This window comes from Enterococcus durans (genome assembly GCF_002277935.1).
Lineage (GTDB): Bacteria > Bacillota > Bacilli > Lactobacillales > Enterococcaceae > Enterococcus_B > Enterococcus_B durans.
In genome coordinates this window covers 1,831,790-1,851,326 of the sequence record NZ_CP022930.1, presented here as the reverse complement: position 1 = coordinate 1,851,326, position 19,537 = coordinate 1,831,790, and the positions used below count along the sequence as shown (strand labels likewise).

Annotated in this window: 21 protein-coding genes, 1 tRNA gene and 1 other annotated feature; of the genes, 1 reads left to right on the top strand and 21 read right to left on the bottom strand. The window is 38.6% G+C overall.

The genetic code is table 11. The features are described 5' to 3' along the window. Positions 1 to 2: 2 nt before the first annotated feature. From CJZ72_RS08805 to rplU, 18 genes are all read right to left on the bottom strand, one after another. Positions 3 to 887 (bottom strand): polyprenyl synthetase family protein, encoded by an 885-nt coding sequence (locus tag CJZ72_RS08805; protein ID WP_081133898.1) that lies wholly within the window; start codon positions 885 to 887, stop codon positions 3 to 5. Continuing rightward, complete coding sequence (locus tag CJZ72_RS08800) at positions 887 to 1,111, bottom strand: exodeoxyribonuclease VII small subunit (RefSeq protein WP_081133899.1); 225 nt, start codon at positions 1,109 to 1,111, stop codon at positions 887 to 889. The genes CJZ72_RS08805 and CJZ72_RS08800 overlap by 1 nt, the downstream gene beginning before the upstream one ends. After that, on the bottom strand, positions 1,092 to 2,453 hold the full coding sequence (gene xseA / locus CJZ72_RS08795; protein ID WP_081133900.1) for an exodeoxyribonuclease VII large subunit: 1,362 nt from the start codon (positions 2,451 to 2,453) through the stop codon (positions 1,092 to 1,094). Before xseA ends, CJZ72_RS08800 begins: the two co-directional genes overlap by 20 nt. Beyond that, positions 2,454 to 3,299 carry a bifunctional methylenetetrahydrofolate dehydrogenase/methenyltetrahydrofolate cyclohydrolase gene (locus tag CJZ72_RS08790; RefSeq protein ID WP_081133901.1) on the bottom strand — a complete coding sequence of 282 codons (846 nt, stop codon included), beginning with the start codon at positions 3,297 to 3,299 and terminating at the stop codon, positions 2,454 to 2,456. Positions 3,300 to 3,394: 95 nt separating this feature from the next. After that, entirely contained in the window at positions 3,395 to 3,844 is a 450-nt protein-coding gene (nusB, locus tag CJZ72_RS08785) for a transcription antitermination factor NusB (protein WP_095443768.1), read from the bottom strand. Then, positions 3,837 to 4,262, bottom strand: a complete 426-nt coding sequence (locus tag CJZ72_RS08780; RefSeq protein WP_081133902.1) for an Asp23/Gls24 family envelope stress response protein — start codon at positions 4,260 to 4,262, stop codon at positions 3,837 to 3,839. Before CJZ72_RS08780 ends, nusB begins: the two co-directional genes overlap by 8 nt. Positions 4,263 to 4,490: 228 nt before the next feature. Beyond that, entirely contained in the window at positions 4,491 to 5,555 is a 1,065-nt protein-coding gene (locus CJZ72_RS08775; protein WP_081133903.1) for a M24 family metallopeptidase, read from the bottom strand. Between the two features lie 169 nt (positions 5,556 to 5,724). Continuing rightward, positions 5,725 to 5,970 carry a GlsB/YeaQ/YmgE family stress response membrane protein gene (locus CJZ72_RS08770; RefSeq protein WP_095443767.1) on the bottom strand — a complete coding sequence of 82 codons (246 nt, stop codon included), beginning with the start codon at positions 5,968 to 5,970 and terminating at the stop codon, positions 5,725 to 5,727. Positions 5,971 to 6,361: 391 nt separating this feature from the next. Further along, positions 6,362 to 6,736, bottom strand: coding sequence for a DUF956 family protein (locus CJZ72_RS08765; protein WP_005881093.1), 375 nt, complete (start codon positions 6,734 to 6,736; stop codon positions 6,362 to 6,364). Between the two features lie 182 nt (positions 6,737 to 6,918). Further along, positions 6,919 to 7,833, bottom strand: coding sequence for a PTS system mannose/fructose/sorbose family transporter subunit IID (locus CJZ72_RS08760; protein ID WP_005881094.1), 915 nt, complete (start codon positions 7,831 to 7,833; stop codon positions 6,919 to 6,921). 17 nt (positions 7,834 to 7,850) lie between these two features. After that, on the bottom strand, positions 7,851 to 8,660 hold the full coding sequence (locus CJZ72_RS08755) for a PTS mannose/fructose/sorbose transporter subunit IIC (RefSeq protein ID WP_081133905.1): 810 nt from the start codon (positions 8,658 to 8,660) through the stop codon (positions 7,851 to 7,853). Positions 8,661 to 8,693: 33 nt separating this feature from the next. Continuing rightward, the gene (locus CJZ72_RS08750) at positions 8,694 to 9,665 is read right to left on the bottom strand and encodes a mannose/fructose/sorbose PTS transporter subunit IIA (protein ID WP_005881096.1); all 972 of its coding nucleotides are present in this window, start codon (positions 9,663 to 9,665) and stop codon (positions 8,694 to 8,696) included. Positions 9,666 to 9,766: 101 nt separating this feature from the next. Further along, a complete protein-coding gene (locus tag CJZ72_RS08745; protein ID WP_005881097.1) occupies positions 9,767 to 10,258 on the bottom strand; it encodes a mannose/fructose/sorbose PTS transporter subunit IIB in 492 nt (163 codons plus the stop codon). 189 nt (positions 10,259 to 10,447) lie between these two features. Continuing rightward, positions 10,448 to 13,276 carry a sigma-54-dependent transcriptional regulator gene (locus CJZ72_RS08740; protein WP_081133906.1) on the bottom strand — a complete coding sequence of 943 codons (2,829 nt, stop codon included), beginning with the start codon at positions 13,274 to 13,276 and terminating at the stop codon, positions 10,448 to 10,450. A gap of 375 nt (positions 13,277 to 13,651) precedes the next feature. Further along, positions 13,652 to 14,359 (bottom strand): putative ABC transporter permease, encoded by a 708-nt coding sequence (locus tag CJZ72_RS08735; RefSeq protein WP_081133907.1) that lies wholly within the window; start codon positions 14,357 to 14,359, stop codon positions 13,652 to 13,654. A 293-nt stretch (positions 14,360 to 14,652) separates the two neighbouring features. Further along, entirely contained in the window at positions 14,653 to 14,946 is a 294-nt protein-coding gene (rpmA, locus tag CJZ72_RS08725) for a 50S ribosomal protein L27 (RefSeq protein WP_016177062.1), read from the bottom strand. A gap of 12 nt (positions 14,947 to 14,958) precedes the next feature. Then, positions 14,959 to 15,303, bottom strand: coding sequence for a ribosomal-processing cysteine protease Prp (locus tag CJZ72_RS08720; protein WP_002289451.1), 345 nt, complete (start codon positions 15,301 to 15,303; stop codon positions 14,959 to 14,961). A gap of 30 nt (positions 15,304 to 15,333) precedes the next feature. After that, positions 15,334 to 15,642 (bottom strand): 50S ribosomal protein L21, encoded by a 309-nt coding sequence (gene rplU / locus CJZ72_RS08715; protein ID WP_005881104.1) that lies wholly within the window; start codon positions 15,640 to 15,642, stop codon positions 15,334 to 15,336. Between the two features lie 19 nt (positions 15,643 to 15,661). Then, positions 15,662 to 15,738 (bottom strand) — a sequence feature (ribosomal protein L21 leader region). Between the two features lie 153 nt (positions 15,739 to 15,891). On the opposite strand from rplU, the gene CJZ72_RS08710 reads away from it, so the two are divergent. Beyond that, positions 15,892 to 16,536, top strand: coding sequence for a uracil-DNA glycosylase (locus CJZ72_RS08710; protein WP_081133908.1), 645 nt, complete (start codon positions 15,892 to 15,894; stop codon positions 16,534 to 16,536). Between the two features lie 158 nt (positions 16,537 to 16,694). Here the strand turns inward: CJZ72_RS08710 and CJZ72_RS08705 are convergent, their stop codons facing one another. The 3 genes from CJZ72_RS08705 to CJZ72_RS08695 all read right to left on the bottom strand — a co-directional run bounded on the left by CJZ72_RS08705 (position 16,695) and on the right by CJZ72_RS08695 (position 19,350). Further along, positions 16,695 to 18,314 (bottom strand): SulP family inorganic anion transporter, encoded by a 1,620-nt coding sequence (locus tag CJZ72_RS08705; RefSeq protein WP_081133909.1) that lies wholly within the window; start codon positions 18,312 to 18,314, stop codon positions 16,695 to 16,697. A 130-nt stretch (positions 18,315 to 18,444) separates the two neighbouring features. Continuing rightward, the gene (locus tag CJZ72_RS08700) at positions 18,445 to 18,804 is read right to left on the bottom strand and encodes a DUF1304 domain-containing protein (protein WP_005881110.1); all 360 of its coding nucleotides are present in this window, start codon (positions 18,802 to 18,804) and stop codon (positions 18,445 to 18,447) included. 472 nt (positions 18,805 to 19,276) lie between these two features. After that, positions 19,277 to 19,350: transfer RNA gene (locus CJZ72_RS08695), tRNA-Arg, on the bottom strand. Positions 19,351 to 19,537 lie beyond the last annotated feature (187 nt).

Here is a 19,537-nt window from a genome sequence, read left to right as displayed (position 1 = left end):
TCCTATATATCAAATTGCTGTACTAATTGACGAAGCAGTTGTCCTTTAAACGAATAGACGGTTTGTTCTAGACGTTCGATGATTTCATTCGCACTAGCGATTTCTGCTTTCAATGCTGTTTTTGTCTTTTCGATCCCTAGCAATCGGGGATAGGTATTTTTTTCCATTTCCGCATCTTTGCCAGCAGTTTTTCCTAACTCCTCAGTAGTACTGATCACATCTAATAAGTCATCTCGAATTTGAAAAGCCAGTCCTAGGTGTCTGGCTAACTGTTGCAATTCCCCTACTACTTCTTCCGGCTGATCTGCTAAAACTCCGCCGGCTAGTAGCGCATAATGGATCAACCGCCCTGTTTTTCTCTCATGGATGAACGCTAATTCTTCTAAAGCAAGCTGTTTTGTTTCGCCTTCAATGTCGGCAGCTTGGCCAGCAACCATTCCCTGCGTCCCTGCACTCACAGCTAACTGTTGTAACAGCAGAAGTTTTGGTGAATTTGCTAAATGAGTCATACTAATCAGCTGGAACGCACCTGTGAGTAAGCCATCACCCGCCAATATAGCCAGTGCTTCGCCATAGATTTTATGATTCGTTGGCTTCCCTCGACGCAGATCGTCGTTGTCCATCGCTGGCAGATCGTCATGGATCAACGAATACGTATGAACCATTTCAAGGGCGGCAGCTACTTGATAAACAGTCGTATTGATAACTTCTTCAAATGAAGCAACTGTAGTCAACAAAAGTAAAGGGCGGATTCTCTTACCCCCCGCACGGATCGAATACACCATGCTTTCTTTTAACTTTTCATCAGATGTATACTCGTCAAGAAAAGCAAGCATCTCGTTTTCGACAGCAGGAAGATGAATAGCAGAAAAATCAGCTAATTTCATTAGGCTTCCTCTTTTCCTTCAAAAGAAATTTCTTCGTTTGCTTCTGTCATCATTTTCGTTAGTGTTTCTTCTGCCTTTGTTAAAGTATCCTGACATTGCTTGCTTAATTCCATTCCACGTTTAAATGCATCTAGTGCTGATTCTAAAGGAACATCCCCTTGTTCCAACTGCATGACGATTTTTTCTAACTCTTGCAATGATTCTTCAAATGTTGGGTTTGCCATCTTGTTTATGCTCCTTTTCTACTATTTGTACTTTGCCGATTACTTGCCCATCTTGATAGTGGATGACCAAAGAATCGTCTGGTTGGATCTCTGTCACACTTTTGACCACTTGCTCATTTATGGTCGTGTACGTATAACCGCGTCCCATGATTTTCAGTGGACTTAACAGGTCCAGAGATTGAACTGCTTGTTGAAACTGTTGCCTTTGCATTTGCATGTATTGCTGCATTTTCTCTGCTAACCTTTTCTCAAGATAACCTGCTTCTTGTTTCGCAGACTTCACTCGATAAAGAGGAGCAACTTGTTGCAACTGATGCGATAAATTCAATGTTTCTTTTTCTTTTTGATGGTAAATTTGCTGTGTTGACTGCATCAATCGTTGTTTCAATTGATCCAATTTGATGGTCTGACCCTCATATAGGCGATCGGGTTGACGAAAGACATAAGATTGTTTTGCCCGTTCAAAGCGTTCTTGTTTGCGCTGAATCTGGCGCATAAATGCCTGTTCAAGTCTAGCTTGTCGATCCTTGATCTTCAACAATTCTTCTGATAACACTGGGACAGCTAATTCAGCTGCTGCAGTCGGAGTCGCAGCCCGCACATCCGCAACTAAGTCAGCAATTGTTGTATCTGTCTCATGTCCAACGGAGGATATGATAGGCGTTTTTGCTTCATAGATTGCTCTAGCAACTCGCTCTTCATTAAATGGCCATAAATCTTCGATTGATCCACCACCACGGCCTATGATCATCGTATCAAAATTCCCCAATTTTTCTACTTGCTGGATATTTTTTACGATATTGTCTGCCGCTTGGTTTCCTTGGACAACGGTTGGAAATAAGACTAACTGAACAATCGGATAACGCCGTTTTACTGTAGTGATGATATCTCTGATCACCGCACCGCTTGGACTAGTCAAAACAGCGATTCTTTTCGGAAAGCGGGGAAGTGTCCGTTTTGGCCCTTGAAAAAGTCCTTCTTTCAACAGTTTTTCTTTTCGCTCTTCCAGTTCTTGGTAAAGTGCCCCTACACCATCAGGCTCCATGTGTTCCACGTAGATCTGATAAGATCCAGCAGCTTCATAAAGCGAGATTCTCCCGACAACTAATACTTTCATCCCCTCTTTTGGCTGAAAGCGCAGTTTCTGAAAAGCTCCTTTAAACATGATGGCAGATATTTTGGCATGATCATCTTTCAAACTAAAATATTGGTGTGCATTTGCACGCAAACGGAAATTAGAAATTTCTCCTGTTAAATAGACCCTTTCAAGATAAGGGTCTACATCAAATTTTCTTCTTAAATACTTCGTTAACGTAGTAACTGTTAAATATTCTTGGGTCATCTACTCACCTGCTTCAGCGGCCATGACTGTTTGGTACATCAACATCGTGATCGTCATCGGTCCAACACCTTTTGGAACAGGTGTGATGTAGCTTGCCAAAGGTTCGACTTCATCAAACTTCACATCACCGATCAACTTGCCGTTTTCATCACGATTCATCCCCACATCAATCACAACAGCGCCTGGTTTAATAAATTCTTTCGTTACAAAATGACCACGACCAATGGCTACGACCAAGATATCTGCTTCTTTAGCTAACTCTGGAAGTTGTTTTGTTTTTGAATGCGCGATCGTAACAGTAGCATCCGCCATCAACATCAGTTGCGCCATCGGTTTGCCAACAATATTGCTTCGTCCGATCACCACTGCTCGTTTGCCAGAAAGATCAATGTCATAAGCTTCAAACATTTTCATGATTCCATAAGGTGTACATGGAATCTTGTCAGGATTTCCCGCTAATAATCGGCCTAAATTCATTGGGTGGAATCCATCGACATCTTTTTTAGGATCGATTGCAAGTAAGACTTTCTCTTCATCTATGTGTTCTGGTAGTGGCAACTGAACTAGGATACCATGGAATCTAGGATCCTGATTATACTTTTCAATTTCAGCCAACAGATCCGCTTCAGAAATCGTCTGCGCATATCGTTCGACTTTTGAATAAATACCGATCGTTTTTGCGGAACGTTCCTTGTTTCGAACATAGACTTGACTAGCTGGATTTTCACCCACTAGTAAAACGACTAATCCGGGATGGATGTCTTTTTCTTTTAGTTTATTTACTTTTATAGCAATCTCTGCTTGCATTTTTTCAGCTAATTCTTTTCCATTGATCAATTCTGCCATACAATCACTCCCAGATTTTTTTGTGCTTTTATTCTACCATAGATAATCGTTGTTTTATAACCCGTTTTGACTCATTAACAGAAAAAAGCTAGGACTTACGCCCCAGCTTCTATTTCCTTCAATACATTTGATAATACCCCATTAACGAACTTACGTGATTGATCATCACTAAAAGTTTTCGTCAATTCGATTGCTTCATTTAATGCAACGGCGGATGGTACATCCTCAATATACATCATTTCAAAAATAGCAATACGTAAGATGACTAAGTCCATTTTGGAAATACGGTTGATTCGCCAGTTCCCTCGAAGATGTTTTTCGACCGTACGATCTAGTTCATCTTTTTTGGCACATACCCCGCCAACTAGCGTATCTAGATAAACAGGAACGAATTCTGACTCCTCTTCATTGATCATGTCTTTATGATCAAGTTCAATTGCGTGGAAAATTGCATCTTCTTTTGTCAGGTCAGCATTGAAATCCAATGGAAACAATGCTTGCAAAGCCATTTCACGAATCTCGTGTCTTGATAGTTCTTTATTCATTTTCTTCCTCTTCGTCTTCAAAAAGTTCTTCGATCGCTGGTTGTTCCAACTTTTCGGGTACTACTGCTACAACATGGATATTCACTTCTGCTAAAGCAATGTCAGTCATGAAAAGAACTTGCTGGTTGACACGTTCTTGCATTTCCATTGCTACCTTAGGAACAGAGACACCATATTCTAAATAGCAGTAAAGATCTACTTTCAAGCCGTCTTCATCATTTACTAAGTAAACACCTTTACCATGAGCTGCCCGTCCTAACAATTCGGTCACGTTGCTGGCAAATGTGCCACGCATCCCATAAACACCTTCAACTTTTGAAGCAGCGATCCCAATAATCACTTCAATCACTTCTGGCGCAATAACGATTTCACCTAGCTCTTGGCTCGCATTCAAGATCAAATTTTTGTCCTCTGCCATTTTATCTATTCCTCCTTTTGCCTATGTGCATATTGCTTACGCGTAAAAGATATTTTCTTCGATTTACTCGCAATACACAAAGGTAAACTGTTCACTTGCTTCTTTCAGCTCGTTCTTTCAAGCAAGCTTCTGTATAATTGTCGAAGCTCGATTTCTTATATAGTGTATCATTAAATCGAGTGATTTTCTATAACAAAGTCCGCATGAATCTTGCATCTGTCAAACAGATTATAAAATAATCAATTCTTTCGGTGAATGCGTCAATACTCGATTTCCTTCTGGTGTGATCAACAAATCGTCTTCGATTCTAACACCACCGATTCCTGGAAGATAGATTCCTGGTTCATCTGTAATGATATTCCCAACGATAAATTGTTTCTCTGCTCTAGCTGAAACATTCGGTCCTTCATGGATCTCTAGTCCGATACCATGACCAGTGGAATGTCCAAAGGCTTCTCCATAACCATGCTTCGTGATATAGTCTCTTGCGACTGCATCTAGTTGGATACCTGTAACACCTGGCTTAGCAGCTTCGATCACTGCTAATTGAGCACCCAATACGATCTCATAGATTTCTTTAAGTTTTTCACCTGGGTCGCCGATTGCAAATGTACGTGTCATATCAGAAACGTATCCTTCATAGTAGCAACCGAAATCCAAAGTGATCATATCGCCTTGTTCAATGACTTTATTGCTTGCTACACCATGAGGCATTGCAGAACGTAGTCCACTAGCAACGATCGTAGAAAATGAAACGCCTGAAGCCCCTAGGGAACGCATATAGAAATCTACTTGATTGGCTACTTCGATCTCTGTCATGCCTGGTTGGATCATTTTCAAGATATGGTCATAGGCCATATCGGCTATGCTACAAGCTTTCTCAATGATCGCGATTTCTTCTTCATCTTTCACTTCTCGTAATTCTTCGATCATCTCAGAAACAGGAATCAATTCTGCATCAATGATTTCTTCTAACACTGAGTATTCTAAAAATGAAACAGTTGATTCTTCAAAAGCTAACATACGTAAGCCTTCTTTACGAACTAAGTTAGCTACTTCATCAAAAATCGGTCCGACATTTTTGATGATCTCAAATCCTTGTGCCTGTGCTGCGGCTTGTTCAGTATAACGAAAATCTGTAATAAAGAATGCTTTCTCTAATGTAATCACCGCTAAACCTGTTGTTCCAGTAAAGTTTGTCAAATAACGGAGATTATAAGGACTTGTGATCAAAAATGAATCTAAATTGTTTTCCCGCATTTTTTTACGTAATTTTTCTACTCGTAGCATCATAAATGAAACTCCTTCTTTCTTTGCCTCTTTTTTCTATTATAGCAAATTTTCGCTTCTTCACGACAAATAAAGCGAATTTTATTGATAAATTTATAAGAAAAAAATAGCTGGAACAAATCATCTAGTGATTTGCCCTAGCTATCATACCCAATAGAAAATAATTATACCTTTATGATTTTCTTCCGAAGAAGAATGAAACAACCGCTACTAAAATAACAGCCCCTAAAATCGACGGAATAAGTGCCATACCTGCTGCTTGCGGTCCCCAGTAACCAAAAATTGCTTGTCCTATAATTGAACCAATCAATCCGGCAATGATGTTTGTGATACATCCCATGGAATTTCCTTTACTGGTAATTGCTCCAGCAATCGCACCAATAATCGCTCCCACGATCAATGTCCATAACCAACCCATAATATAACCTCCTTTTTGTACGTTATAATTCTAGCATACACGTTTTAAAGCGAGCAAATGATTGAACTACAAGTAGCAAGAAGATGTTATGGTAGCTTGTGTAACTCCGAGAAATAAGAAGAATTCACGATAATTGCTTTTCATACTTTTGTGGATTTTGTTTTTTTGCGAGATATTTCTTTATTTCCAATGTTTATCCGTATTTAAAGCGTAGCACCAAAGTATTCCTTATTTTTTGTGCCACGGTCATGATATGATTTTGGATCAGTTCGTATACTTGTCTTTCGATCAGTTGATTCGATGGATTGTATGTGGTTTTCTGACAAAAAAAAACGAACGAGCGTGGGACAAAAGTAAGAAACACTTTTGTCTCGACCGCATTCGCCTAATTTTATTTGCGTTTAAAAATATTCTTCACGCCGCGTTTCACTACATCTAATAAACTTAATGATCTAACCATATTGCTAGGGTCAACATAGTTTCTAATCGCACGTAACACTTTTTTAGGGTCTTTAGCAGAAAAAGTATACGTACCATTTCTTTTTGATTTGATGGCAAAACGAGGAATCCATTTTCCCTTGAACATGACAGAAGCAATCACCTGATCTACTTCCTCCCAAGGTATCTGGACAAATTTACGTGCATCTCGTTCATTATAAAATTCAAAACCCTTATCACCGATCATGATCTTACCATAATCTGTGATCCCTAAATAAGAAGTAGCATTTGTTGTTAAGTCGACTTTTGTATTGATAGATTGTACCATTTCTTATACTCCATTTCCGAGGTTGGGAAAAGTAGTCTTGCATTAAGTAAATTTTGAAGAAAAAATGTATATTTTACCAACCTCACATAATCCGACAGTGTCTTCGAAGCGATTATAAAAGAAGCTGTGACAAAAATCAAATATGACTTTTGCCACAGCTTCAACAGAATCATTTCTACAAATTACATTAATCCGATCAAGTGGAAGACAATACCTACCACGAATAAACCAAGAATGATGATGATTGGAGAAACTTTCTTCTTAAGTAGCCACATACAGAACAATGTTAACAATAATGCAGCCAATCCAGGAATCAAGCTGTCTAAGTTATCTTGTAAAGTTGTTACTTTTTCAGATGTTAGAGACAATCCAGCTGCTTGTTGTTCCAATGCACTCTTGATCCCTGCAGAACCTGAAGGTAGTGAATTCCAGTCAATGTAGGCACCTTTATCAAGTTTTACAGTTGAAACAACTGGTGTGAATTTAATCGATACCCAACGGTTAACTAATGATCCAAGGATAAACATCCCCAAAATCGAAGCCCCTTTAGTGATATCTTGCAATAATCCACCAGATAAATCTTCAGTGATTTTAGAACCGGCTTTATAACCAAATTCTTGTGTGTACCAAGTGAAAGCCATACGGATGATGTTCCATCCTAAGAAGTAGATGATTGGTCCTAAGATATTACCACTAATCGCTAGTGAAGCTGCTAATGCACCAAGAATAGGTCTTACTGTAAACCAGAAAACCGGATCTCCGATACCAGCTAAAGGTCCCATCATACCGACCTTAACCCCTTGGATTGTTACGTCATCTACAGGTGCGCCATTTGCACGTTCTTCTTCTAACGCTAATGTTACACCGATAATTGGTGAAGCTACGTATGGGTGCGTATTGAAGAACTCTAAATGACGTTCCAATGCAGCCGCACGGTCTTCTTTTGTTTTATATAATTTCTTGATCGCTGGGATCATTGAATATGCCCAACCACCATTTTGCATACGTTCGTAGTTCCAAGATCCTTGAATGAAAGTCGAACGCCACCAAACAGAAATACGATCTTTTTTAGATAATTGAATTCTTTCTTCTGCCATTTTCGTGTACGCCTCCTTTAATAGTTGTCAATGATATCGCCTAGTGGGTCACCAGTGTTTGAGTCCCCGCCATTACCTGAACCGCCACCTTGTTTAGAAAGTGCCAAGTAGATAAGAGCAAGAGCCACACCAATTGCACCAAGTCCGATAAGAGTGATTTGTGTTACAGTTGCCAAAACGAAACCGATAGCGAAGAATGGCCATACTTCTTTAGTAGCCATCATGTTGATAACCATTGCATAACCAACAGCCACAACCATACCACCACCGATTGCTAAACCGTCTGTTAACCAAGCTGGCATAGATTCAAGTAAGCTTCTTACTGGACCTTCGCCAATTGCTAGGATCAAACCAGCAGGGATTGCAATACGAACACCTTGTAAACAAATTGCAACGATATGCCAAAATTCAACTTTTCTGAAGTTACCTTCTTTTGCAGCAGCATCCATCAAGTGAACGAAGGCAGTTGCAATCGTACGACAGATGATTGTTAGTAACAAACCAGCAACAGCAAGAGGAACAGCGATTGCGATAGCTGAAGAAACCCCAGCTCTTCCTTGACCACCTAATACTAAAATAATTGCAGATGCAACAGATGCCAAAGCGGCATCAGGAGCTACAGCAGCACCGATATTTGCCCAGCCAAGAGCGATCATTTGTAATGTACCACCTAGGATAAGGCAAGGGAGTAGGTTCCCAGTAACTAAGCCGATTAACGTACATGCGACTACTGGTTGGTGGAATTGAAATTCATCAAGAATTCCTTCCATACCAGCCAAAAATGCAACGATAACGACTAAGATCACTTGAATAATATTTAATTCCATGATATTAATCCTCCATTTTTTCTGATAATTGAATTATGCGTGTTTGTTCAATTCTTCTTGCGCTTTTTTCAAAATTTCATCCATGTTTCCTTTTGAATCATTTGGCACTTTACGTACATCAAATTTGATTCCAGCTTCTTTTAACTGATTGAATGTATCAATATCTGTTTGACTGAAAGCTAATACTTTATTTGGTTGTACTTTACCAGGTGAGTGCGCCATTGAACCAACGTTAACTGTTTCTAATGGAACTCCGCCTTCTACTGCTCGTAAAACGTCTTGAGGGTTTTCAAACAATAGTAATGCGCGTTGACCACCAAAATGTTGATCGTCTTTTGCAAGTTTGATCATTTGTTCCACTGGTACCACGTGTGCTTTAACACCTGGAGGAGCAGCTTGTTGAATCAATTTCTTACGAAGTTCATCTTTCGCTACTGCATCTGAAACAACGATGATCCGTGTTGGATTTGTTGTTTTCGTCCAAGCTGTCGCAACTTGTCCGTGAAGCAAACGTGAATCGATACGAGCTAACACATAGCTGAATTTACCAGGAGTACCCGATGTTACTGCTTGTTGTGCAGCTGCTTTTGGTGCTTCTTGTGGTTCTAATTCTTCTGGTTTTACTTTCACGCCCTCTTTTGCTGTTTCAATGATATGCGCTGCAATTTCATGTGCAGATTCCATTGAGAAGCGAGATGCGTATGCTTCGATCAACATAGGCAAGTTCAAACCACTAACGATTGCCCATTTGTCTTTGTGTTCTTCAAACAATGTGTTTGATTGGTTGAATGGCGTTCCGCCCCATAAATCAACTAAGAACAATACTTCGTCTTGATTATCAAAAGAAGCAACAGCTTCTTCTAATTTGGCTCTCAAGTCATCTGGACCTTCACTGGGTTTTAAAATGACTGCTTTGACGTTTTCTTGTTCGCCAAAAATCATTGAACCAGATTGCAAGATTCCTTCAGCAAATTGTCCATGACTTGCAAGGATAATCCCTACCATACTTATACCTCCTGTTTCTTTTTGTTGTAACAAAATCAAAAATTAAAAATAATTGCTACCTATTACAACAGATGAATTTGACCATTTCCCAACAACAACTTTTATGCCTTTTTGGTTTTCGCTAGTAATTCCATCAAAAGGACCTTTCTATCTGCGGGTACTTTACGAATCTCCAATTCCACACCTTGACGATCCAAGTAGTGAAATGATTCAATATCTCGCTGATCAACTGAAACAAAATTTGTGATCATTGTTTTCCCATCAGAAAAACTCATGCCACCGATATTCAGTGAATGTAGCGGTACACCGCTTCGGACAATCGTCTCAACGTCTTGGGGATTAGTAAATAGTAACATGACCTTAGCTTTCGCTAATAAACCACTTTGATAAACTTGGATCATTTTTTGAACAGTAATCACATTCGCCATGATCCCAGGCGGTGCAGCTTCCTTTAATAGAAACTTTCGCAATTTATCTTGGGCCACTAAATCACTAATAACGATGATTCGCTCTACGCCAGTCAATTTTGACCAGACAGTTGCAACTTGTCCATGGATCAAACGATCATCTATACGTGCTAACCGAATATCCATCAGTAAATCTCCTTCTTTCAAACTACTTCACAGAAACCCCTATCATTTCTGTGTGACAACCACCTCCTAGCACACTTTATTAAAAGCAAGAAGCGTGCCAACTTTTTTATAATACACTAGTTGATTTTAAAGGTTTCTTAAGCAATACACAAAAACGATACACTAATAAAGTGTATCGTTTTTGTGTATTTATAGATTAGTGTATTCATTTTTCTCCAAATGATTGTGGATCAGTTTTACTAAAAAGTAGATTTCCGCCGGTGGTGTTTTGACCTTTATTTGATATTCTAGATTGTTCAACTGTTCTTCTACTAACAAATAATATTCATCTGTAAGCATGCCTTTCAGCTCATCCGCCTCAACGGTCAAGGGTTCATTCAAAATGATCCGCTCAATCATCCCTACAGTATGCAAAACAAGATTGATCTTAAAACCATATTCTGTTTCATCTATCGCTACGGCATGTGCCATATCTCCGGCAAATTCCCACAGCGGATCAATCAATTTTGCTCCATTGATAAACGTAAAGTTTTGTGTAATGAACTCCAAACAAGATTTTTTTGATGTTTCTTCATCTAATGAGACTTCATCCATGTCCTCTAATTCCGATTCCAGAAGTAATTGATCTAAAATCAGTTCGATATTTTGATCAATGAAGTGTTCTAAAGGTATAAATGGAGCTGCAATATGTGGATCAGTGATCCCTGTTGTTGCAATGATCTGATAGTTTTCTTGGATCTTAGGTAATGCATCTTTTAATTCAATGATCGATAAAGCTAAAACTGTTAACTCCGTCTCTTGGCGTTTGCTGACAGCTCGTTCGATCAATTCTTTGATTCGTTGAGCCGTACCCTCTCCTGATGCGCAAACAGCCAAAACAGCTTTTTTGCGAATATCTGATAGATCATCTGTAACCTCTGTTGAGATTTCTGCATAGCCGCGGAAATTTTTCAACGATTCATACAACATATCCAAGTCTGTACCCAAAACAGATACTTTCCGCACCGTTTCTAAAACTAAGGAAGTCGTTACCATATCCACTGTCCGAACAGGAATCCCAGTATCTCTTTGGATCTGTGTATTGAACGAAGCTAAGGAGCCCATATCCACTAATAAGATGGTTCCACTGCCTTCATCCACTTCTTCAACATTACGTTCGATCCTAGCAAGCGCAGTTTTTGGATCCATATCCAACGGCATGTCGACTGCTCGTACATTATCAGCATCTAATAACTGTTGGACTACTTGTACCATACTGCTTGCTGTGCTTGTACCGTGAGCTGCCACTACGACCCCGATTCTTCCACTTGCTTGGTTCGCTCGAAGTGACACAAGCAGGACCGTCAAATAATAATCCTCACTATCGGGAATTTTCACTTGAAAATAGGTTTCGATATATTTTCTTACTTCTTGTGCGATCGTGTATTCTTCCGGAAAATCAATCGCCATTTCACGTATATTGTCATTCGTATGACGTTCCTCGCCAATATTGATGCGTTTTAAAAACGAACTAATATGCAAGCTCATGGCATAAATGAAATTCTGTTGAAATTCATAAGGTAATGCTTTTTTGACCATCACATAAATTTGGTTTGTTACCTCAATGATTTTTGGATCGACAAATTCTGCTAATTTGTTATCCGCATTAAAGGAGAACCCGTGATCCTTGTAGAAAGATTTCAAATGGATATTGATGTCTGTCGAAATAAAATGATTGATTGCTTCTTGGTCTAATCCATCTGACTTCAAAAGAGCAGCCTTATCGCCGATGATATCATAAAGATTATAAGGAAGCTCATAGGAATCGGACTGGATCTTCATGATCATATCATTAGGTAAAACAGTGATTTTAGGTTCCAGTAATTTTGATAATTCAGACATTGCTTCTCTGTTACTCGCTAATTGGATCAAACCACTTCTGATTCCTTCCGTCAAATCATCGATCGTGATCGAGATTTCCGGTGAATTCATATGATTAAGGAAGCCTCTTGCACAAACCAGTTGGATATTCGATTTCAGCTGCCCAATATTTCCATAGGTCACACTGCCTACTAAAGCTTTGACAACATCTTCAGTCAACGTGATTTTCCTTTGCGTGCGATTGGCTTCATGAGCGATCATGATTTTTACTAAATCGATTTTTTCGTTTGCTGGTCGTTTTTCAAATGCCGGCAACTTGATATTGATCGGGATACGGCGAACAAAAGTTTCCAATAAAGAAGAACCTGGATCTTCTGTGGTTGCCCCAACGATCCGAACATTCGCTTCATGAGATTTTGTCGTCTCACCCAAACGACTATACGTGCCATGATCCATAAAATAAAAAATCATTTCTTGCCCTTCTGGTGGCAAACGGTGGATCTCATCCAGAAACAGCATTCCGCCATCTGCTTGATCGATGATCCCCATTTTTTCTTCTTCCGCCCCAGTAAAAGCACCTTTTACATAGCCGAATAGATGACTCATCAACAGTTCTGGATTATTTGCATAATCTGCACAATTGAATACGATTAGCTCATTTTCTTCCCCTACCACATTATTGGCCTTGGCAAAGTGGAACATTGCGTGTGCAAAGTAGGTCTTCCCTGATCCCGTTGGTCCTGTAATCAAGCAATTCAAACCCTTTGGAGGATATAAAATCGCCGCTTTTGCTTGTTCGACAGAATTTTTCATACTGCCATTTGCACCGATGATTTTAGCAAAGATATCCTTTGTATCAATTTGAATCATTGGTTTTTCAATTTCATTCGTCGTTTCTTTATAGCTGATCACATGTTTAACAGCTGGTTGATTATAAGTGACATGCATTTGATATATGTAACGTACAGGTCGTCCGTCTGTCTTCAACAATTTTCCTTCACGTACAAGCTGATTAAGATCTTTACTGCTATTCGTTCGTTGAATTCCTAAAACTTCAGCGATTTCTTGTGTTGTTACGCCTTGATCATATTCAGCAGGTGTAAGATGAGCGGTTTTCTCTTTGACATACGTATAAATTCGGTCAATTCGTTTTGCCAATTTTCTCGCTCCTTTTTTTAGACTGGTTTCAAAACATAATACTATTGATTTAATTAGATTTCGTCAACTATTTACCATAATACTCTCTTTTAAAAACTCTATTATAATAGGATTCCTCGTAAAAAAACAGTGTTTATTAAAACATTTATTGATTCTACTATTTTTCATATAAAAATTCTTTTGTTCCACTCTCCTTAGTACTAGTGCGTGTTATTACTTTAATCTTTCTTACAATTGAAATCAACAGATTATTAAAATGACAAATTATCTATAACTAATTCATAAAAAAACAAATTACTAAAAAAAGACACTCCCTAAACAAAGTACCTGTTAGAAAGTTGTCTCATTAACGATTAAATCATTATGAAAAACTGATTATTTCTTAAATCGAATATTCGGATAATTTTTGATCAAACGATTCAAATTGTGATGTTTTATTTTCATTGGCTGGTTTCTAAGGAACTGAGCGACTCTTTCTCTACTTCTAGAAGATCGACGATTCATCAATAAGTGTTTTAAGCGGAATTCTTTTATCGCTGCATTTTCAGGATCAGAATCATCAATTACAGAAGCCACTTCTTTCTTGGTCGTAAATGTAAAAACAAAGGTAGAGAGTACATCCAGTAAGAAAAGAAACGCAACCACCAACGGCCCAATATTTTCTGTATTCCTAATGAATAACTCAATGACGTCTTGAATCATCGGATTGATCCATTTGATCAACAAGAGACACCCTATCCCCCAAAATAATGACACAGGAACCGCCACTCTTCCCTCAATATTAAAGGGAACTTTTGTGTAGTCCCATAATTTCATACCAAATAATTTTTCTAATAGCCAGCTTGTAACAAATTCCACGATCGTTACGATCACCACTGCATTAAAGTAAAGATTCAGCAATGTTCCCGCATTACTTGGCACAAGCGTCAGTACAGCTGCTACACCAAATCCGTAAACCGGACAATACGGACCAAGTAAAAAACCACGATACACAAAATGCCTTGCCTTGATCGAACAAAAAACACTTTCCCAAAGCCAGCCTATAAAAGAATAAGTAAGAAACGTCATAAATAAATTTTCCAAAAACCTTCCTCCTCGTGTAAAAGAATGAGCAATTCCCACAAATAGTATAACAAAAAAAGGAATAAAATGATTTCATGACCTAGTTGGTTTTAATTGCTCTATAATTTAAGAAAAGCAAAAATTTTCAAGCAATCGATATTTGAGATATTTTTGTTTGTATGGATTGACACTTACATAAACAATCGAACTATCTCGATTTTTAAAAAGTATAGTCAAAAATATGGTCAAAAAATATCTTTAACATACAAAAAAGCTCTATTCCTTGCGATACAAGGAATAGAGCTAGTCGTTTATTAAGCTTCTTGAGCTACTGGATAAACAGACACTTGTTTTTTGTCGCGGCCTTTACGTTCAAAACGTACTACGCCATCAACTTTAGCAAATAAAGTGTCGTCTCCACCAATACCCACGTTTACACCTGGATAGATTCTTGTTCCGCGTTGACGGTAAAGAATTGATCCACCTGTAACTGTTTGTCCATCAGCACGTTTAGCACCTAGACGTTTTGATTCTGAGTCACGGCCGTTAGATGTAGAACCGCCACCTTTTTTGTGGGCAAATAATTGTAGATTCATTGATAACAACATGGTCTGCACCTCCTATTTATCGTTGATTGTTTTAATTTGGATATATTCTGAATTTTCAGCTTCTATTGATTGTAATCCCAACAAGAGATTTTCTAATAGAATCTCGGCAATATTGTTTTGTTCTTGTGTCATTCCTGAAGTTACTTCGGTATATAAATAGCCGCCTTCTTCTTCATTCATTTCGACAATCGGTTCAAAACCAGCTAATGAGGCAATTCCGTTTACTGTACTGATAGCTAATGCGGAAACTCCTGCACAAACGATATCACTACCATAAGGACCTGCATCAGCATGCCCTGTCAAAGTAAATGAAACGATTTGACCAGCGTCATTACGTTTAAATGTTCCTTTGATCATTCTATTCAGGCCTTCTTTCTCAAGCGCTAATTAAGCGTTGATTGCGTCGATAACCACTTTTGTGTATGGTTGACGATGACCTTGTTTGCGGTGTGAATGTTTTTTAGGTTTGTATTTGAAAGTAACGACTTTCTTTTGTTTGCCGTGTTTTTCAACAGTTCCTTCAACAGTTGCACCTGAGATTGTTGGAGCGCCTACTTTTGTAGATTCGCCACCTACTAAAATAACTTCGTCAAAAACAACTTTTTCGCCTGCTTCAACGTCAAGTTTTTCAATGTAGATTGTTTGTCCAACTTCAACTTTTACTTGTTTACCACCAGTTTTAATAATTGCGTACATGCTATAAAGCACCTCCTTATAATAGACTTAGACTCGCCATCCAGAGTGACAGTAAACTGTACTTAATAAACTCGTTCTGTGCGGTTGTAGCTGTGGAGTCCACAATTACAACAGTACTAGATTACCAGAAACACGCGCATCCGTCAACTCTAGTTTACATGTAACTTTCCCTTTTTTTTACATAATGTGGTTCAATCGCAATTTTATTCTTTTCTATTTATAATAAGTCGTATAAAGGAGGAGATTCAATTGCATTATCCAGATGAATTGGTCCAAGAAGCAAAAACCCGGATGCAAAACCGTCCAGTAGAAGGATTTGTGGCTGGACAGGGACCGCTTTTCCCGAAGCTGATGCTCGTAGGAGAGGCTCCTGGAAAAACAGAAATCGAAAACCATATTCCTTTTAGCGGACAAGCTGGCAAAGAATTGATGCAAGCACTCTCCCTCGCTGGATTGACACGCGAGGATGTTTATATCACAAGTGCAGTCAGAAGTCGGCCTTACCGTACGGTACACCGCTTGAACAAACGCAAACAAGCAACGGAAACTGTCTATCCGAACCGAACACCCTCAAAAGCGGAGGTATTCGCTCACGCACCGATCTTGGATTATGAAATTGAACATGTCCAACCCCAATTGATTGCAACTTTGGGAAATATCGGACTACAACGCTTACTAGGACAGTCATATAAAATTTCAAAAAATCATGGTCAATTGTATACTGGCCCTATTTTGAGATTGAACGAGAAAATGGATGCTTATAAATGGAGTGAAAAAACATATCACGTCTTCCCCCTATTCCATCCAGCTGCCATTTTCTATAATCGTTCTTTAGCAGAGATGATCAATCACGACTGGCTTACTCTGGCTGAATATCTGAAAAAAGAAAATTAAGAGCGTGAGGCAAAAGTAAAAAGTACTTTGCCTCACGCTCTTAATGCGAATAAACGGCGGATCATAAGCAACTCCTGGGAAATAAGTCAAGTTTTCCAAATTTTAAAAATTTCGTGCTTCTTTTTTCACAGGGTTAAATACTTTTGTTATGACCTAAATTAAGTATATTGTTCGTGTAATGCTGAAAGTGCATGGGCAACAGTCTGATGTTGTTCAGTTCCCTCTTTTTTCCATAGATGTTGTAACTGTTTCTCAACTTCTGGTTGTAAGGAAGTATAAATGATCGTTTGGCCTCTGCTTTCCGCCTTCTCTTGAAACTCTTCAAAAACTGCTTTTGCTGTCAGATCAATGCTTGGTACTCCGCGCATTGAAAAAATCAGGCCATCTTTATGATTCAATTGCGCTAATTTGTTTTTTAATTTTTCCGCTGACATGAAAAAGAGTGGTCCGCTGATATAAACAACTGTCCAATTTTCCAGTTTCTTTGTTTCTGGCAGATTCATTCTTTGCCAATCAATCGTTTCAACAGAAATCGTGATAGCTGCACTTTTGACAACAAAGAAAATACACCCACCGATGATACCGATGACGATCGCAATACTCAAATCAAAGATGACTGTACAAACCATGGTTAGTCCAAATAGCAAGATCCCTGACCAGTATTTATTGGCTACTAACGTTTTTATCGTACTCCATTCATTCATCCGCCAAGCTGTAACGATCAAAACACCCGCTAAAGCAGGCATTGGGATATTTGACATAATCGGTGCAAAAACGATCATTGATAAGAATAAAACGAACGCATGGATAATCCCAGCTAATCTAGTTTGTGCTCCAGATTTGATAGCCACGCTCGTTCTAGCAATCGCGGCTGTTGCAGGAATCCCACCAAAAAAAGGTAATACTAAATTCCCAATTCCTTGTGCTACAAGTTCTTGATTACTATCCAAAGGTTTGTTGGCCATACGCCCAGCAGATGCTCCACAAAGCAAACTCTCGACCATACCTAAAAGTGCAATACTGATAGCAGGTACCATCACTTCTTTTAATGCAGAAAGATTGAAAGCATCGATCATCAGGCGATCACTGCTGATTAATGTCTGGGGAATCTTCCCAACTGTTGCAATTGGTAACTTGAACAGCAGCATCACGACAGTAGTGAGAATGATCGCTAAAAGTGAACTTGGCACTTTCGCAGCCCATTTTTTAGGATAAAGGATCATTCCTACAATTACGACGAATCCCATCAAGAATGAAGCGATATTCACTGGAAAGCCTAAGGTATGATAGCTAGACAGTTTTTCAATGACATTTGCTCCCTCCGAGTGAACACCAAACAAATTATCCACTTGCCCCAATGCAATGATGATCGCAATCCCCGAGGTAAACCCAGTAATCACGGGAGCTGGAATAAATGAAGTCAACGTCCCTAATCGGAGAATACCCGCAAGAAGCAACAAGATACCGGCTAAAAATGTCGCAAGCAATACACCTTGCATTCCTTGTGTTGCCGCGATCGACATCAAGATAGCAGCCATAGCACCTGTAGGACCAGAGATCTGATAGAATCCGCCTGATAAACTACCAATAACTAATCCAGCAATCACTGCTGTAATCAAACCAGCAGCCGCATTCGCCCCACTAGATACACCAAAAGCTAATGCAAGCGGTAAGGCTACCGCCGCCACAGTGATTCCTGCTAGCAAGTCCTTTTGAAACTTTGAAAAATCATATCCTGTGAACTCTTCTTTTAATAAAAAAACATACTTTTTGAACAACCTATAAACTCCTTTTTACTATTGTTTTTTTCAAACACGCGAGTACTAGGATAGCATATATTCCACCATAAAGTAATATTTTTCACAAAGTTAGTCCATTTTTTCATGAAATTTTCTGCATTTTCATTATTTAGAATACTAGCGTCACAAGTGCAATCACTGCTAGTCCGCCTTGCTTCAAGAAAATCATTTTATCACTAGTAAAACTTCCATACGCAGCGACGAATAAAATGTAGATTAGCAGTAAAAGTGAAATTTCCTTTTGAGCCGTTGCAAAATAAGCTCCGTATAAAAGCCCCACAGCAATCAACCCATTATAGATTCCTTGATTTTTGAACAACGTTTGAACCGTTGGATTGGCCAATTCTTTTTGGCTCATTTTGAAGACCCTGCCTGTGGCTTTAGAGCTAGGTACAAAAGTTTCAAGATACATGATATAAAAGAATTCAATCGCAACAAGTGTGATCAAAATTTGTGAAATGACTGACATCCTACTTCCCCCTTTGAAGATATTTCTACCATCCCAAAAGAAAAGGGATGAATAAAAATAGTATAGCTGAACAGCCTAAAAATAAAAAATCAAACCTTTTACATTGTTGGTTGTTTGACTAAATTTTTTTCATATACTCATATAGACAAATGAGAAATGAAAGAAGAGATAAATATATTAAATTCAACCAATTAATACTTGCAACACATTTTAATTTTACGATTTCAAAATGTCATATGAATGTTTTGACATTGAATAACTTTTGAAATCATGTAATTGACAAAGGGTAACAAAGCTGTAAAGCATAAATAAATTTCTTGTATTAAAAATAAGACCTTGTAAATGTCACTCCTATAAGCAGCCTATCAAAACTAAATTGATCCACCAAAAAATATACTCATTTTTTTGCCACAAATTTGGCACAAAACAAAAGAAAAACCGCTAGAAACAAACGTTTCTAGCGGTTTGATTACGTCACAGGAGGGATTCGAACCCCCGACCGTCCGCTTAGAAGGCGGATGCTCTATCCAGCTGAGCTACTATGACAAGCTTTTTCGGAACAAAAATAATTATATAGAATCATTTTGTTTCTGTCAATACGAAATAGTTATTTTATTGATAAAATGCCCAATCGTCTAAATCGTTTGATTTTTTTCTTGAACCTACTAAATAAATAAGTAGCTCTTATCCTATCAGGTATAGTAAACAATAAGAACAAATAGTTTCTTTTATT

Coding starts and splice junctions, on each gene's coding strand:
- CJZ72_RS08805 (WP_081133898.1), bottom strand. CDS start 887: ATGAAATTAGCTGATTTTTCTGCTATTCATCTTCCTGCTGTCGAAAAC.
- CJZ72_RS08800 (WP_081133899.1), bottom strand. CDS start 1,111: ATGGCAAACCCAACATTTGAAGAATCATTGCAAGAGTTAGAAAAAATC.
- xseA (WP_081133900.1), bottom strand. CDS start 2,453: ATGACCCAAGAATATTTAACAGTTACTACGTTAACGAAGTATTTAAGA.
- CJZ72_RS08790 (WP_081133901.1), bottom strand. CDS start 3,299: ATGGCAGAATTGATCAATGGAAAAGAATTAGCTGAAAAAATGCAAGCA.
- nusB (WP_095443768.1), bottom strand. CDS start 3,844: ATGAATAAAGAACTATCAAGACACGAGATTCGTGAAATGGCTTTGCAA.
- CJZ72_RS08780 (WP_081133902.1), bottom strand. CDS start 4,262: ATGGCAGAGGACAAAAATTTGATCTTGAATGCGAGCCAAGAGCTAGGT.
- CJZ72_RS08775 (WP_081133903.1), bottom strand. CDS start 5,555: ATGATGCTACGAGTAGAAAAATTACGTAAAAAAATGCGGGAAAACAAT.
- CJZ72_RS08770 (WP_095443767.1), bottom strand. CDS start 5,970: ATGGGTTGGTTATGGACATTGATCGTGGGAGCGATTATTGGTGCGATT.
- CJZ72_RS08765 (WP_005881093.1), bottom strand. CDS start 6,736: ATGGTACAATCTATCAATACAAAAGTCGACTTAACAACAAATGCTACT.
- CJZ72_RS08760 (WP_005881094.1), bottom strand. CDS start 7,833: ATGGCAGAAGAAAGAATTCAATTATCTAAAAAAGATCGTATTTCTGTT.
- CJZ72_RS08755 (WP_081133905.1), bottom strand. CDS start 8,660: ATGGAATTAAATATTATTCAAGTGATCTTAGTCGTTATCGTTGCATTT.
- CJZ72_RS08750 (WP_005881096.1), bottom strand. CDS start 9,665: ATGGTAGGGATTATCCTTGCAAGTCATGGACAATTTGCTGAAGGAATC.
- CJZ72_RS08745 (WP_005881097.1), bottom strand. CDS start 10,258: ATGGATATTCGGTTAGCACGTATAGATGATCGTTTGATCCATGGACAA.
- rpmA (WP_016177062.1), bottom strand. CDS start 14,946: ATGTTGTTATCAATGAATCTACAATTATTTGCCCACAAAAAAGGTGGC.
- CJZ72_RS08720 (WP_002289451.1), bottom strand. CDS start 15,303: ATGATCAAAGGAACATTTAAACGTAATGACGCTGGTCAAATCGTTTCA.
- rplU (WP_005881104.1), bottom strand. CDS start 15,642: ATGTACGCAATTATTAAAACTGGTGGTAAACAAGTAAAAGTTGAAGTT.
- CJZ72_RS08700 (WP_005881110.1), bottom strand. CDS start 18,804: ATGTCAGTCATTTCACAAATTTTGATCACACTTGTTGCGATTGAATTC.